We start from the raw sequence: 15,670 nt of genomic DNA, 5'->3' as shown, positions 1-15,670 counted from the left end.
GTTCCTGCGGGAACCCGGGATTCTACGGCGCCAGATACCGCAGCAATTCAGGATCGTTGCGCACCTCGCCTGCCGCGCCCTGCAGCGCAATGCGGCCGCGGTCCAGCACATAGGCGTAGTCGGCGACGCGCAGCGCGAGGTCGAGATGCTGCTCGACGATCACGACCGAGATGCTCTTGGCAAGCTCGATCAGCCGCTCGGTGATCTCCTCGATCACGCCGATCCAGACGCCTTCGGTTGGCTCGTCGAGCAGCAGCAGCTTCGGATCGCCGAGCATGGCGCGGCCGATCGCCAGCATCTTGCGCTCGCCGCCGGACAGCGTGCCGGCGGGCTGGTCGAGCCGCTGGCCGAGCTTCGGGAAGATCTCGAGCACGCGATCGACCGCGCTCGAATCCGAATTGAACAGCGAGCCGACCGCGAGGTTGTCGCGCACCGACAGGCGGGCGAACACCGAATGCTCCTGCGGCACATAACCGATGCCGGAGCGCACGCGCTCCTCGGTACGCCGCCGGGTGATGTCGCGGCCGTCGAAGAACAACTCTCCCGTTGTGCTCGCGAGTTCGCCGACGATGGTCTTCATCAGCGTGGTCTTGCCGGCGCCGTTGCGGCCGAGCACGGCGACGCCGCCGCGCCAGGGAATGCCGATGTTGACATCGAACAGGACCTGGCTGCGGCCGTAGCCGGCATCGATGTGCCGGATATCGAGGAAAGATTGATCAGGCACGGCGAAGATAAATCTCCTGGACGCTCTTGTTGGCCTGGATTTCCGCGACCGTGCCCGAGGCCAGCACCTTGCCCTGGTCGAGCACGGTGAGGCGGTCGCAGATGTCGCGGATGAAATCGAGATCGTGTTCGACGATGACGAGCGAGCAATGCTGCTTGATCGGCTGCAGCAGCTCGCCGGTGACGCGGCGCTCCTCGAGACTCATGCCGCCGGTCGGCTCGTCCAGCAGCAGCAGCCGCGGTCGGCCTGCGAGCGCCATCGCGATCTCGAGCCATTGCTGCTGGCCATGCGACAGCGCCGCCGCGGCATCGTGCGCGCGATCGGCGAGCCGGAACTGGGCCAGCATCGTCATCACCTGGTCGTGCAGCCTGTTGCGCGTACGCGAGAGCACGAGATCGAACAGCGACGAATGCGCCTGCAGCGCCAGCAGGATGTTGTCGTAGAGTGTCAGCGTCGGCAGCACCGAGGTGATCTGGAATTTCAGGCTCATGCCGGCGCGGGCGCGCTCTGTCGGCGTGAACGCCGTGATGTCGGTGTTGACGAAGGACACCTTGCCCGTGGTCGGCACCTCAGCGCCGGCGACGCATTTCATCAGCGTGCTCTTGCCCGAGCCGTTGGGGCCGATCAAGCCGTGAAACTCGTTCTCGTCGACGGTCAAGCCTGCGCCGTCCAGCGCGGTGAGCTTGCCGAATACCTTGCTGATCCCTTGCGCTTCAAGGAGCGGCATGGCCGGTCTCCTTTGACTTTGGCGCTTTGCCGAAGCTGCCGACCCGCTCGCGCTCGCCGAGCACAAAGGAGACCAGCCCGAGCGGGCGGAACATGATCACGAGCAGCAGCAGCACGCCGAGGATGATCGGCCAGACATCGCGGTAATTGTCCGACAGCCAGAAGCTGACGCCCTCGATGATCACGGTGCCGATCACGGCGCCGATCAGCGTGCCGGAGCCGCCGAACAACACGTAGAGCACGACCTGGGTCGAGAACACGACGCCCAGCATGTTGGGCCAGACAAATCCTTCGTGGAAAGCATAGAGGCTGCCGGCGAGACCGGCGATGGTGCCGCCGACCGCGAAGATGATCGCCTTCAGATGCTGCGCCTTGTAGCCGAAGAAGGCGATGCGCTGCTCGTTCTCGCGCAGGCCAGCAAGCGCAAGACCGAATTGCGAACGCACCAGGAAGCGGCAGAGCAGATAGACGACCACCAGGATGCCGAGCACCATGTAGTAGTAGATCGGCCCTTCCTCGAACTCGTAGCTGCCGAGGGTGAGCGGCGGGATCGACGGGATGCCGTTCTGGCCGCCGAGATAGTACCAACCCCGCGCCAGCCGGTCCGCAGCATAGGAGCCGGTCAGGGTGCCCAGCGAGACGAAGATCACGCTCGAGGGATAGCGCCCGAGCAGCAGGAAGCCGCCGAGCAGCAGCGATGCAGTGAGGCCAATCAGCGTGCCGGCGGGCAAGATCAGCAGGATCGAAGTGACGTTGAGATCGCGCGCCAATAGCGCCACGCCGTAGCCGGCGGCGCCGAAGAACAGCGCCTGGCCGAAGCTCATGATGCCGGCATAGCCCCACACCAGGTCGAACGACAGCGCGAACAGCGCGAGGATCACCACGCGGGTGGCGAACACCGTGAGATAATCCTGCAGCACCCATGGCAGGACCAGTGCGATCATGAGCACCAGCCCTTCCACGATCGGCAGGACCTTCCATCCTGCCGATGCCTGTTGCACCGGCGCGCGCGCGGCTGGTAGCCCCTCGCCTGTCACGACATCCTCGCTGATGCGTGCGACGGCCTCTCTTGCTCCACTCATTGATCGCTCAGCATTCCTTGGGATCGACGAGACCGTCGCTGCGCGCCACGATCTCATAGTTCCCGCCTTTGGCAACAGCGGTGTACATCTTCATCTTGCAGTGACGCTTGCCCGGCACCATTTCGGCCGGTCCGCCGGGTCCTTCGGCGATCTTGGCGTGATCGAGTGCGGCAGCGACCTGTTCGCGGTCGACCTTGCCGGCTTCCTTGACCGCGGCTTCCCACAGCTTGAGGCCGCGATAGGTTCCGGTCGCGGCGCTGCCGGCGGCGAACAGGAAGTTGCCGGGGAAATCCTTTTCATACGCAGCCTGGAGCTTGGCGTTGAACGGATCTTCCTTGGTCAATACCTTGAAGTAGTCGAGGCAGCTCGCCAGCCCCTCGATCTCATTGGCCTGATTGATGTTGAGCGTGTTCTCGTCATAGTAGACACAGGCGAGCCGCCCGCCGTTCTTCAGGAAGCCGGCCTCATAGAGCTGTTTGAAGAACGGTCCGACACCCGGCGGGATCACGGTGTTGAAGACCACGTCGACCTTGTTGGAGATGATGCGGTTGACGGTGGCCGAGAAGTCGACCTGGTCGAGCGGATAATACTCCTCGAACACGACCTCGCCGCCATTGTCCTCGATCACCTTGCGGGCGTAGACGTTGAGCGTGTGCGGCCAGACATAATTGGCGCTCGGCAGCGCGAACTTCTTGCCGCCGTTCTTGATCAGCCAGGGAATGAAGGTGTCGCACTGCTGCGCCGGCGTCGGCCCGGTGCAGAACAGATAGGGCGTGCACTCCTTGCCCTCGTAGAGCTGCGGATAGATGTAGAGCGTCTTGCCGCGCGCCACGATCGGGTCCTTGATCGCGTTGCGCATCGACGAGGTGATGCCGCCCAGCACCATGTCGACCTTGTCGCGCTGGATCAGCTTGCGGACATTGCCGACCGCGACCGATTCGTTCGAGGCGGTGTCCTCGATGTAGAGCTCGAGCGGCCGGCCGAGCAGGCCGCCGCCGGCATTGATCTCCTTGATCACCATCTTGGCGACGTTGGCGTCGGCATTGCCGGCATAGGCGATCGGGCCGGTCAGGTCGGTCGCGATGCCGACCTTGATCGGGCCTTCGGCGGCGTTGGCCCAATCGGGCCGCACCACCCAGCTGCCGACCCCGGTCGCGAGCGCTCCGGTTGCAAAGGCGAAATTGCTCATGAAGCGGCGGCGCGTGAGGTTCATGTGTTCAATCGACATGGTGACTAGACCCCTTTCCCAGCAATGAGGCCTTGCGGCCGGAATTTGATGAAGGCGATGGCGAGCACGAAGACGAGGACGTCGGCGACGACCGGAGACATCACCCATGGCAGCGCCGCGCTGAGCGTGCCGATCACACCGGCGCCGGCGACCGGACCGATGAAGGAGCCGACACCGCCGACCATCACGGCGACGAAGCCCTGGATCAGGAAGCGGATGCCGAGATCGGCAAAAAGGCTGAACACCGGCACGATCAGCGCGCCGGCAAGCCCGGCCAGCGCCGCGCCGAACGCAAAGGTCGCGCCGTAGATCAACGGCGTCGAGATGCCCGACGCGCGCGCCAGCGCCGGGTTCTCCAGGGTGGCGCGGACCCGAAGCCCGAAGCTCGTGCGCGCCAGCAGGAGATAGCAGCCGCCCATCACCACGAGCGTGATCACGATGATGGTGAAACGCCAGGCCGAAATGTGGACCGAGCCGAGGTCGATCGAACCGCCGATCGGCTCCGGCACCGTGAGATAGAAGCCGCCGATCAGCCCGCGCACGCTTTCGCGGATGATCAGCCCGAGCGCATAGGTGCCGAGCATCGCCACGATCGGCGCGGCATAGAAGCGCCGGATGATCAGCGCTTCCAGCACGAAGCCGAGGGCGCCGACCACGAAGGGCGCCGCGACCATGCCGACCCAGACCGGCGCGCCGTGGGCGTAAGCCAGATAGGTCACATAAGCCCCGAGCAGGACGAATTCGCCCTGCGCGAAGTTGAAGATGCCCATCATGCTGGCGATGATGCCGAGCCCGAGCACGACCAGCACGATGATCGCGCCGAAGCTCACGATCTCGAACACCGCGGCGAAGGTGCTAGCCATGGTGTTCGATCCATCGACCTTGCGTCTGCGACAAGCGGCGCCTCACATCTTCTTCCAGTCGCCGGCCTGCTCGAAGGCGTGCGCGGCGCGGTAGATGGTGGTTTCCTCGAACATCCGCCCGACCAGCATCAGGCCGACCGGCAATCCGTCGACCACGCCGCAGGGCAGCGACATCGCCGGGTGATGGGTGATGTCGAACGGCGCGGTGTTGGAGATCATCTCCAGCGCCCGAGCGACATACTCCTCGCGGCTGGCATTGGCCTCGGGCAACTTCGTCGCCTTCATCGGCGTGGTCGGCATCAGCAGCAGATCGTAGTCCTTGAAGGCCTTGTCGTAAGCCGCAGTCAGCCGGCGCGAGATGTTGAGCGCCTTGCCGTAGAAGCGCGGACCGAAATTGTTGTTGATGTAGGTACCGAGCAGCATGAACAGCTTCGTGGTCTCGGACAGCGAATCCGCCTGACGGCGCCAGCCGCGATGGAAATCCATCAGCGAGGTCGAATAGAGGTCGCCGCGGCTGAGGCCGTAGCCGTCGCCGAACATCATGGTCTGGGTCAGGCCTTCGGTGCCGATCGGGGTCCAGATCGCACCGCCGAGCATGTGCATCGGGATCGATACCGTCTCGATGCTGGCGCCGAGATCCTTGAAGCGCTTGGCCGCCTCGCGCACGCTTTCATTCACCGCAGCTTCGGCGGTCGGCTGCTCGAAGCCTTCCTTGACGATGCCGATCTTCATGCCCTTGACACCCTTGCCGAGCGCCTTGGTGTAGTCCTCGACCTTCGGCGCCTTGATCCGCGGATCGTAGCCATCGTCGCCGGCCAGCACTTCCAGCAGCAGCGCGTTGTCTTCCACGGTCGCGGTCATCGGACCGGTGTGATCGACGTAGATCTCGATCGGCATGATGCCGGTGTAGGGCACAAGCCCCCAGGTCGGCTTCATGCCGTAGGTGCCGCAGAACGAGGACGGCATGCGGATCGAGCCGCCCTGGTCGCCGCCGATCGCCATGTCGACCTCGCCGAGCGCGACCACGACGCCGGAGCCCGACGACGAGCCGCCGGCCGAATAGCCCATCTTGTGCGGGTTGTGCACCGGCCCGTAGGAGCCGGTGTGGCTGCCGCCGGACAGGCAGAAATGCTCGCAATGGGTCTTGCCTGCGATCTCGGCACCGGCGTCGAGCATGCGGGTGACGATGGTGGCGTCGAAATCGGGGATATAGCCTTCCAGCGTCGACGAGCCGTTGGTCATCGGCACGCCGGCCAGCATGATGTTGTCCTTCAGCGCCACCGTCTTGCCCTTGAGCTTGCCGGAAGCCGCACCCTTCACCGTCGACTTGCGGTACCAGGCGTTGTGCTTGTTGTCCTCCGGCGCCGGGCGATAGCCGGGCGTGCGGGGATATTTCACTTCGGGCAGTTCGTCCGGCATCTGGGCGACGAGGTTGTAGGCCTCGATCGAGCCCTGCATCAGGCCGCGGAACGAGGCCACGTCCTCATCGGTCAGGGACAGGCCGCACTGTTCGGCGACGGCACGAAGTTGCGTTGGCGTGGGAAGGACGACGGTCACGGCGCTCTCCTGAAGCTTTTGATCTTTGGATTGATCCCTCGACGCAGGGCCGCGGGCGGCGCGTTGACCGCGCGAACCGCTCACCCCGTTGTTCTATTCAAAACGGAAATATTTTCCTTTTCAAGTATTATTTCGCGGGTCGGTTTGGTTGGTTCGCATTCGGCGTCAGATCGGCTTGATCACCCTGAAGTCGAGACCGTCGGCTTCGGGAAGATACATCGGCATCCGGGCGTGGCCGCTGCGCACCGTTACCGGGCCGCGCGGGCCGCGATAGACGAGGTTGTCTGCCGCCGCGAGCAGCGGCCGCATGTCCAGCGAGCCGGCGCGGTTGGCGGCGGCCTCGAGCAGGCAGAAGCCTTCATAGGCGGACTCGCTGCACGATCCGACCGGCGGCGCAAACGCTCCGAACATCGCGCGATAGCGGTCCCTGAATTCGTCGCCGGCCTGCGAGCCGACCGAGGGGAAATAACCGGAGGCGCAGAACAGGTTTTCGGTCTTGTCGGCGCCGATGCCGAGCAGCGCGGTTTCGTCGAAACAGCCGGCAAAGCGCAGCGTGGTGGCGGCGAGCCCGGCATCGGCGAAGGCGCGGTTGAAGGTCACGCCGTCGGTGCCGATCAGCGAGATCAGCACGACATCGGGCTTCGCCGCACGGATCCGCTCCAGATGCGCCTCGTGATCGTCCTCGCCGACCGGCACGAACTCCTCGCCGACCACGAGGCCACCGGTCTCCTTGATGTAGCGCTTCACCGCGCGGTGCGACTGCCATGGCCAGACATAGTCGCTGCCGATCAGGTACCAGCGCCTGGCGCGCTTCACCTCGGCCAGCCAGTGGATCGATGGCCGGTTCTGCCAGCGCGGCGTCTCGCCGATCGCGATCACGCCCGGCGTCCGCTCGCCGCCCTCGTAGACCGGCGTGTAGATGTAGGGGATCCTGCTCCGGGTGATGAGATGCCGCATCGCGACGCGCACGGCGCTGGTGTGCATGCCCATGATGAGATCGACCTCATCGAACGCGATCGCCTGCTCGGCGCGGTCGAGCACCTCCTCGATCGGGCCACCGGCGTCGTAGACCTGGAACTCGATCTCGCGGCCGAGGATGCCGCCGCGCCGGTTGATATCCGCAACCGCGAGCTGCGCGCTCGAGGTCGCGGCCGGTCCCCACATCCCCGGCGAACCGGTGCAGCAGACGAAGCCGCCGATCCGCAGCCGGTTGCGCGCGCCCCGCCGGCCGAACCCGCTGCGATCCATCGGCGCAAGCACGCGATCCGACGCCGCCGACGCCAGGTTCCTGAACAGCAGGGATGGCGGGAACGGGAGGTCTCTTGCCGTGACGTTGGGCGTCGAATGCACACCTGCTCCTGTCCGGCACCGGCACGCCGCATACGGCAACGGTGCCACACGCTAGATTGTCTTGATCACATTGAAGTCGAGACCGTCGGCCTCGGCAAGATAGATCGGCATTTCGGCATGGCCGTCGCGAATGGTGACGGTGCCGCGGGCGCCGCTGTAGACGAGGTTGCGCGCCGCGGCGAACAAAGGACCCGTCGAGAGCGAACGGGCCCGGTTGGCCGCCGCTTCGAGGAAGCGCATCCCCTCGTAATTGGACTGTCCGACCGAGCCGATCGGCGGCGCGTGCGGGCCGAACATCGCGCGGTAGCTGATCTGGAACTCGTCATTGGCGCGCGAATCGACGCAGCCGAAATAGCCGGAGGCACAGAACAGGTTCTCGGTCGCGTCCGGCCCGATGCCGAGCAGCACGGTCTCGTCCATCGCACCCGCATAGCGCAAGGTGGTGGCGGCGAGACTGGCGTCGGCGAAGGCGCGGTTGAAGGTGATGCTGTCGGTTCCGATCAGGCTGATCAGCACGACATCGGGCTTGGCGGCGCGGATCCGCGCCAGATGCGGCTCGTGATCGTCCTCACCGAGCGGGACGAACTCCTCGCCGACCACCTGGCCGCCGGCCTCCTTGATGTAGCGCTTCACCGCGCGATGCGATTGCCAGGGCCAGACATAGTCGCTGCCGATCAGATACCAGCGCTGCGCTTTCTTGACTTCGGTGAGCCAGTGGATCGCCGGGCGGCTTTCGGCGCGCGGCGTCTCGCCGATCGCCATGACCCCTGGCGTCCGCTCGCCGCCCTCATAGACCGGCGTGTAGACATAGGGAATGCGGCTGGCCGTGACCTTGCGCAGCGCGAGGCGGACCGCCGAGATATGCGAGCCCATGATGACGTCGATCTCGTCGAAGGCGATCGCGCGTTCCGCGCGGCGCACCACCTCCTCGATCGGACCGCCGGCATCGTACATCGACAATTCGACCTCGCGGCCGCGGATGCCGCCGCGTCGGTTGATCTCGGCGACCGCCAGCATGACGCTGTTGGCCGAGATCGGTCCCCAGATTCCGGGCGCGCCGGAGAAGGTGATGAAATTGCCGATCCTGAGCTTGCTGTCGGTGCCGCCACGGCGCGAGGAGCCCGGCTTGACGGTCAATGCGAGATCGGCCGCGCAGGACGACGGGCTTCGAAACAGGTGCGGCGGCGCGACGGGCAAGCCGCCATGCGCCTGGGAAGAGACCGTCGAGAGCACGCCAACTCCTGTCTGGGAAGCAGAACGCAACGCAGCCAGCGGGCGGTTGCGGCATCCGCCCTTTGGTTGGGGGAATATCCTAGGGGAAAATATTGAATATTCAACAATTGAAGTGCATATAGAAATGGCATGAGTTGCCGGACATTCATTCACCGGGTCAGGAACCAGGTCTCACGCCGTGGCTAAACCGCCGAAAGAAAATTCCCCGATCACCGAACACCTCACCTACCTGCTCGCGCAAGCCAACCGGGAGATCAACCGGCAGTTGGAGACGCGGCTGGCCAAGGAAGGCGTGCCGGTCGAGCAGTGGCGCATCCTCAAAGTGCTGTCCGACGGCAATGGCCACTCGATGGGCGAGCTTGCCGACGCGGTGCTGCTCAACCATCCGACGCTGACCAAGATGATCGACCGCATGGTATCGGATGCTCTCGTCTATCGCGTGCAGGATCCCAAGGACCGCCGCAAGGTGCTGATGTTCGTCTCCGACCGCGGCAAGGCGCTGTGCCGCCGGCTCAACTCGCTGGCGGTAAGCCAGGAGGAGCACATCGTCGAGAGCTATGGCGACAAGTCGACCACCGAGCTCAAACGGCTGCTGGAAAGCCTGATCGGCAGCGCCAACTGAGGCGACAGCCTCCGCTACGACGCCACCTCGTCCTGCGCCACCAGGCCTGCTGGCCGGACCGGCGTGAGGGCGGGATCAGCGACCGGATGGGCCAGCCGGTTGCCGACGATCATGATCGCGCACAGCACATAGCAGCAGACGCCGAGTGCGAATGTCGTGGTGATGCCGAACTGGATCGACAGCGCCATGCCGAGCACGGAGGCAAGCATCGAGGTGATGCCGTTGGTGCTCCAGAAGAACGGCAGCAGTCCGTCATGCCGCCGCCAGATGCCGAGGCCCAACGGGAACATCATGCCCATGCAGAAAGCCGGCGGCGCCAGCAGCGCGACCGATACCAGGATGCGGATGTCGGTCGGCGCGGAGCGCGCCCAGGCGGTGACGGCCGGCGTCAGCAGGCCTGCAGCCACCAGCGTTGCGACCAGCGCCATGAGGCGCGCGATCAACATGCCCGGCCGCGCCGGCGCGGCCCCCACCGTGGCGCTGCCGATGCCGCCGAACAGAAGGATCGTGAACAGCACGACGCTGAGCCCGTAGACGGGATGGCCGAGGAACACCATCAGCCGTTGCATCTGCGAAATCTCGATCAGCATGAAGCCCATGCCGATCGCAGCGAAATAGGCCACCGGCGGCACCAGTGCGGCCGCCGGCATCCGCCGCATCAGACGCGCGAACGGAATGCCGATGTAATAGATGCAGATGCCGAGCTGGAAGACGAACACCCATTTGATGACGGTGAGCGCTGCGTTGTGCCGCACCTCTGAGCCGCTCTTGACGAATAGATCGCCAAGTCGCCCCGTATAGAAAAAGAACGGCTTGTCGTCGGTCGAGGCTGCGATGTTTTCCGGCAATGAGTCAAGGAAGCTCTGGTCGGCCTTGCCCGATAGAAGGGTCGAGGTGACATTGTCATAGGCGATATCGGGCCCGAGCAGCAGCTTGAACCCTTGCGCTACCAGGCGGTCGCGCGCGCCCTGCCATTGCGCCGCCGTGAACGCCTCGGGCCGGGTCATCACCGTGACGATGCTGCCGACATTCGCCGCGATCACATGCTGCGACAGTTCGGTCGTCGGCACGCCCTGATGCTGCAGCGCCTCCGCCGCGATCGCGATCAGACGATAGAACTCGCCGCGATAGACCGTTGGTTCGTACCAGCGCGACACCGAAAGCATGCCGCCCGGCTTCAGCGCGCGGAAGAAATCGGCCCACGCCTCCACGGTGTAGAGCCGGTTCTCGGTCAGCGTCAGCCCGCCGGCCGCGGTGGCGGCCCAGGTATCTATTAGCGAGATCTGGATCAGGTCGTAGCGATCGGGCGAATGGTTGATGTAACTGCGCGCCTCGGCATTGACCAGCGACACGCCGGGCCGGCGATGGAGATGGCCCGAATAATCGGCGAACTTGTCGGTCAGCACTTCGAAGATCGCCGGATTGATTTCGATGCCGTGAATTCGCTGCGCGCCGAAATAGAGCCCGGAGAGGATGTCGCGGCCGCCGCCGACGCCGACCACGGCCACGTCGCCTGGCCGTTGCTGCACCAGATAGGGCGCGTTGATGACGTCGTTCTTGAGATAGGAAACCTTGGTCAGATCGCCGGAAAAGCGGGTGATCGGCGTCGCCGCATCGGCATCGATGTCGAGATAGAGCTGCTCGATCCTGGCATCCGGAGTGCGCGAGAACGACCAGCCGAACGGAACCGAGAGCCCGAGATCGGTCACGCGGATGCGCGAATAGGTGTTCCAGCGCTCGAACAGCGTTCCGGTCTGCTCGGTGCCCTTGGCCCAGATCACGCCAAGATGACTGCTGCCGGTTGCAGCAAGCGCGGTGTGAACCGCAGCGAGCGCGGCGAGACCAAGCGCGGCGTTGCGGCTCAGGCGGACATCGCTTCGGCCTTCGTGACGGACCACGAACCAGCCGACGGCCGCGGCGCAGGCGCCGATCCACAGCGTCGCACTGACCGGATCGATCACCAGCAGCACGAAGATGATGCCGAGGCATCCGGCCGCGGCGCCGACCAGGTCGGCAGCGTAAAGCCAGCCGCCGACATAGGGCAGCCGGGTCAGGAGAATCGTGATGCAGATGCCGCCCTCGGTAAACGGCATGGTGAAAGCCAGCGCCACCAGGGCGAGCGCAACCATGGCATATGCGCCAGGCACGACCAGCGGCGCATACAGAAAGGCACACATGGCGGCAACGCCGCTGATCGCGAACCGCGCGGCGTGACGGGCAAATTCCGGCGCCACACGCTCCGGCGCATAACGGGTGGAATCCTCATAAACCTTCATTGCGCCGCGCGTCAGCCCGAACATCGCGAGGGCGATCGCCCCGAAAGCGAAGTGGTAATGCACCATCACGCTGAAAAAGCGGGTGATCAGGATCTGATAGGCCAACGTGGCCGACGCCAGCACGAAGATCGCCGGATAGTAGCGGCCGGGCATCGTCGTCGCGGTCTGCAAGGCGCGGCCTCCTGATCGAGCCTTGACCAAAGAGACGCTTTGATGCGCGTCGGCGGCTCACCCGACGCGCCCTGCAATACTGAGACACAGAGCCCTAACAAGTGATTGATTGGACGAGCCAACAGCGACTTTGGGTAGCAGCCGGACCGGCGGCGGGCTTATCGCGGGGTTACCGGAGAGCCCACAATCGCGAAGATACCGCCTCGCCGACCGCCAGCCCATGCCGGGAAGGTCCAACAAAAAGTCCGGTCAACATGTCGGAGTGCCGGTCGCAGGCTCGTCCTCCGGACGCGCCGACACTGCGCGCGGTTCCGGTTCATCCTCTTCATCGATCACAAGGATTCCCCCTGATGACTTCGATCACGCCTTTCCTCTGGCTCGACAACAACGTCCGCGAGGCCGTCGCCTTCTACAAATCGGTGTTCCCGAACGCCGAGATCGAAACCGTCAGCGACTTCATGGCGAGCTTCGAGCTCGAGGGGCAGCGGTTCTATGCGCTCAATGGCGGACCGCAGCACAAGTTCAACGAGGCGGTGTCGTTCTTCCTCAGCGTCGAGACCCAGGAACAGGTGGACTACTTCTGGGAGAAGCTCACCGACGGCGGCCAGGAATCGCGCTGCGGCTGGCTCAAGGACCGCTTTGGCCTGTCCTGGCAGGTGATCCCGACCGCGCTGAGCCGTTACCTCGGCGATCCCGACCGCACGGCGGCCGACCGCGCGATGCAGGCGATGCTAAAGATGCAGAAGATCATCATCGCCGATCTCGACAAGGCGTTCGCCGGCTGACGGCGATGTAGCCTCGACGGCGGGCCAGGCGCCCGCCGCGTCGGAGCCTGCGGCGGCTTACGCGTACCGGCCGTGGCAGTGCTTGTACTTCTTGCCTGACCCGCAGGGGCAGTCCTCGTTGCGGCCGACCTTGCCCCAGCTTGCCGGGTCGTTCGGATTGCGGTCGGCGGCGGACATGGCGGGCGCCAGCGAGGCCTGGGCGTAGGTGGCCTCGGTCAGGCGGGCTTGGGCGAACTCGTCCTCGCCGGTGTTGGGATCGAGCTTGTGCGCTTCCATCGGCGGCAGCGGCTGCGGCGGCTCGTCCGGCGGCACGATCTCGACCCGCATCAGCTGGGCGGTGACCGCCTCGCGCAGATGCGCGCTCATCTCCTGGAAGAGATTGAAGGCTTCGGTCTTGTACTCCTGCAACGGATCGCGCTGGCCATAGCCGCGCAGGCCGATCACCTGGCGCAGATGATCCAGCATGATCAGGTGCTCGCGCCAGAGATGGTCGAGCGTCTGCAACAGGATGGTCTTCTCGACGTAACGCATCACGTCGGGGCCCCACTGCGCGACCTTGGCCGCCATCCGCTCGTCGACGTGATTCTCGATGCGCGTCAGCAGTTCCTCGTCGGCGATGCCCTCTTCCTTGGCCCACTCATCGACCGGCAGGTCGACGTCGAGCACGCGCTTCAGCTCTTCCTTGAGGCCCGCGGTGTCCCATTGCTCGGCATAGGCGTGCTCGGGGATGTGCTTGGCGACCACGTCCTCGACGAAGGCATGGCGCATGTCGGTCACGGTCTCGACGACGCTGTCGTCCTTCATCAGGTCGACGCGCTGGTCGAAGATCACCTTGCGCTGATCGTTCTGGACGTTGTCGAACTTCAAGAGGTTCTTGCGGATGTCGAAGTTGCGCGCCTCGACCTTCTGCTGCGCCTTCTCGAGCGCCTTGTTGATCCAGGGATGGATGATGGCCTCGCCTTCCTGCAGGCCGAGCCGCTGCAGCATGCTGTCGAGCCGGTCGGAGCCGAAGATACGCATCAGGTCGTCTTCCAGCGACAGGAAGAACTTCGAGCGGCCGGGGTCGCCCTGACGGCCGGAACGGCCGCGCAGCTGGTTGTCGATGCGGCGGGATTCGTGGCGCTCGGAGCCGATGATGTAGAGGCCGCCCGGCTTCTTCACGGTCTTGGCGGGCTTGTTGCCCTTGGCGGGCTCGACCTCGAAATCCTCCTCCGCCTTCAGCACGATCTCGCGGAAGCGCTCGATGTCGGCCTTGATCTGCTCGATCTTCCTGGCCTTCTCGGCTTCGTCGGTGATCGCGGCGGTCTCCTGCTGGATCCGCATCTCGAGCGAGCCGCCGAGCTTGATGTCGGTGCCGCGGCCGGCCATGTTGGTCGCGATCGTGATCGCGCCCGGCACGCCGGCTTCGGCGACGATATAGGCTTCCTGCTCGTGGAAGCGCGCGTTCAGCACCGCGAACAGCTTTGCCGGCTTGCCGGCGCGCGCGGCAGCATAGAGCTTCTCCATGCCGGATTCGGCGGTGAAATCGATCTGCTTGTAGCCGTGCTTCTTGAGGTACTCGGCCAGCACTTCCGATTTCTCGATCGACGCCGTGCCGACCAGCACCGGCTGCAGCCGCTTGTTGGCGCGCTCGATCTCGGCAAGGATCGCGGCGTATTTCTCGTTCTGGGTGCGGTAGACCTCGTCGTCCTCGTCGAGACGCGCCACCGGCAGGTTGGTCGGGATCTCGACGACCTCGAGCTTGTAGATGTCGAACAGCTCGTCGGCTTCGGTCAGTGCCGTGCCGGTCATGCCGGACAGCTTCTGGTACATCCGGAAATAGTTCTGGAAGGTGATCGAGGCCAGCGTCTGGTTCTCGGGCTGGACCGTGACGTGCTCCTTGGCTTCCAGCGCCTGGTGTAGGCCCTCCGAATAGCGCCGGCCCTGCATCATGCGGCCGGTGAACTCGTCGATGATGACCACCTCGTCGTCACGGACGATGTAATCCTTGTCGCGGGTGAACAGCGTGTGCGCGCGCAGCGCCTGGTTGACGTGGTGCACGACGGAGACGTTCTCGACGTCGTACAGCGAATCGCCCTTGAGCTGTCCGGCGTCGCGCAGCAGGTTCTCGAGCTTCTCCATGCCGCCTTCGGTCAGCGTCACCGTGCGCTGCTTCTCGTCGACCTCGTAGTCGTCCTTCTTGACGAGCTTCGGCATGAAGGTGTCGATGGTGTTGTAGAAATCCGAACGGTCGTCGAGCGGGCCGGAGATGATCAGCGGCGTGCGCGCTTCGTCGATCAGGATGGAATCGACTTCGTCGACGATCGCGTAGAAATGCTCGCGCTGGACCATGTCCTCCAGGCGGTACTTCATGTTGTCGCGCAGATAGTCGAAGCCGTATTCGTTGTTGGTGCCGTAGGTGATGTCGCAGGCATAGGCCGCCTTGCGCTCGGCGTCATCGAGACCGTGCACGATCACGCCGGTGGTCAGCCCGAGGAACGCATAGATCTGGCCCATCCAGCCGGAGTCGCGGCGGGCGAGGTAGTCGTTGACGGTGACGACATGGACGCCCTTGCCGGCGAGCGCGTTGAGGTAGACCGCGAGGGTCGCAACCAGGGTCTTGCCTTCGCCGGTCTTCATCTCGGCGATGTCGCCCTCGTGCAGCACCATGCCGCCGATCAGCTGGACGTCGAAATGGCGCTGGCCGAGCGTCCGCTTGGCCGCCTCGCGCACCGTGGCGAAGGCCGGGACCAGGATGTCGTCGAGCGTCTTGCCGCCGGCGAGCTGCTGCTTGAACTCGGCGGTGCGGGCCTTCAGCTGGTCGTCCGTCAGTTTGACGAGTTCTGGCTCCAGGGCGTTGATGGCGCTGACGCGGGACTGATACCCCTTGACCCGACGGTCGTTGGCGGAGCCGAAAAACTTGCGGGCGAGCGCGCCGATCATGCGAAATTCCTGTTCTTCGGTCTCGAGTTCGGTCTTGGTTCAGTGTTGAATTTCAAGTCTTGGAATACAGCCTGAGATGGTCCGCCGGATCGCCTATCAACTCACCGTGACGCGCTACGGTTCGAGCCCCG

Annotated in this window: 12 protein-coding genes; 2 read left to right on the top strand and 10 right to left on the bottom strand. The window is 64.7% G+C overall.

Going from position 1 to position 15,670, the window contains the following annotated elements:
* Positions 1 to 22: 22 nt before the first annotated feature.
* From ACVISU_RS23010 to ACVISU_RS22975, 8 genes are all read right to left on the bottom strand, one after another.
* Positions 23 to 724, bottom strand: a complete 702-nt coding sequence (locus tag ACVISU_RS23010) for a branched-chain amino acid ABC transporter ATP-binding protein (RefSeq protein ID WP_050404809.1) — start codon at positions 722 to 724, stop codon at positions 23 to 25.
* Positions 717 to 1,451 (bottom strand): ABC transporter ATP-binding protein, encoded by a 735-nt coding sequence (locus ACVISU_RS23005; protein ID WP_050404808.1) that lies wholly within the window; start codon positions 1,449 to 1,451, stop codon positions 717 to 719. Before ACVISU_RS23005 ends, ACVISU_RS23010 begins: the two co-directional genes overlap by 8 nt.
* The gene (locus tag ACVISU_RS23000; protein WP_244522225.1) at positions 1,438 to 2,532 is read right to left on the bottom strand and encodes a branched-chain amino acid ABC transporter permease; all 1,095 of its coding nucleotides are present in this window, start codon (positions 2,530 to 2,532) and stop codon (positions 1,438 to 1,440) included. Before ACVISU_RS23000 ends, ACVISU_RS23005 begins: the two co-directional genes overlap by 14 nt.
* A 7-nt stretch (positions 2,533 to 2,539) precedes the next feature.
* On the bottom strand, positions 2,540 to 3,760 hold the full coding sequence (locus ACVISU_RS22995; protein ID WP_456708407.1) for a substrate-binding protein: 1,221 nt from the start codon (positions 3,758 to 3,760) through the stop codon (positions 2,540 to 2,542).
* A gap of 5 nt (positions 3,761 to 3,765) precedes the next feature.
* Entirely contained in the window at positions 3,766 to 4,623 is an 858-nt protein-coding gene (locus tag ACVISU_RS22990) for a branched-chain amino acid ABC transporter permease (protein ID WP_050404806.1), read from the bottom strand.
* 42 nt (positions 4,624 to 4,665) lie between these two features.
* On the bottom strand, positions 4,666 to 6,180 hold the full coding sequence (locus ACVISU_RS22985) for an amidase (protein ID WP_456708406.1): 1,515 nt from the start codon (positions 6,178 to 6,180) through the stop codon (positions 4,666 to 4,668).
* A gap of 165 nt (positions 6,181 to 6,345) precedes the next feature.
* Positions 6,346 to 7,530, bottom strand: a complete 1,185-nt coding sequence (locus ACVISU_RS22980; RefSeq protein WP_456708405.1) for a substrate-binding domain-containing protein — start codon at positions 7,528 to 7,530, stop codon at positions 6,346 to 6,348.
* A gap of 51 nt (positions 7,531 to 7,581) precedes the next feature.
* The gene (locus tag ACVISU_RS22975) at positions 7,582 to 8,763 is read right to left on the bottom strand and encodes a substrate-binding domain-containing protein (RefSeq protein ID WP_456708404.1); all 1,182 of its coding nucleotides are present in this window, start codon (positions 8,761 to 8,763) and stop codon (positions 7,582 to 7,584) included.
* Between the two features lie 178 nt (positions 8,764 to 8,941).
* Between ACVISU_RS22975 and ACVISU_RS22970 the strand changes: the two genes are divergently transcribed.
* Positions 8,942 to 9,385 carry a MarR family winged helix-turn-helix transcriptional regulator gene (locus ACVISU_RS22970; RefSeq protein ID WP_038387042.1) on the top strand — a complete coding sequence of 148 codons (444 nt, stop codon included), beginning with the start codon at positions 8,942 to 8,944 and terminating at the stop codon, positions 9,383 to 9,385.
* Positions 9,386 to 9,399: 14 nt separating this feature from the next.
* Here ACVISU_RS22970 and ACVISU_RS22965 read toward each other — a convergent pair whose 3' ends face one another.
* Positions 9,400 to 11,832: a hypothetical protein gene (locus ACVISU_RS22965; protein WP_456708403.1), complete on the bottom strand. Its 2,433-nt coding sequence runs from the start codon at positions 11,830 to 11,832 to the stop codon at positions 9,400 to 9,402.
* Between the two features lie 350 nt (positions 11,833 to 12,182).
* Here ACVISU_RS22965 and ACVISU_RS22960 point away from each other — a divergent pair, with 350 nt between their 5' ends.
* Complete coding sequence (locus tag ACVISU_RS22960; RefSeq protein ID WP_456708402.1) at positions 12,183 to 12,617, top strand: VOC family protein; 435 nt, start codon at positions 12,183 to 12,185, stop codon at positions 12,615 to 12,617.
* Positions 12,618 to 12,674: 57 nt separating this feature from the next.
* Here ACVISU_RS22960 and secA read toward each other — a convergent pair whose 3' ends face one another.
* Positions 12,675 to 15,539, bottom strand: a complete 2,865-nt coding sequence (secA, locus tag ACVISU_RS22955; protein ID WP_050404801.1) for a preprotein translocase subunit SecA — start codon at positions 15,537 to 15,539, stop codon at positions 12,675 to 12,677.
* Positions 15,540 to 15,670 lie beyond the last annotated feature (131 nt).

The organism is Bradyrhizobium sp. USDA 4452 (genome assembly GCF_054063575.1).
Note: the sequence above shows the minus strand (reverse complement) of the source record. Positions and strands in the feature narration are given on the sequence as shown.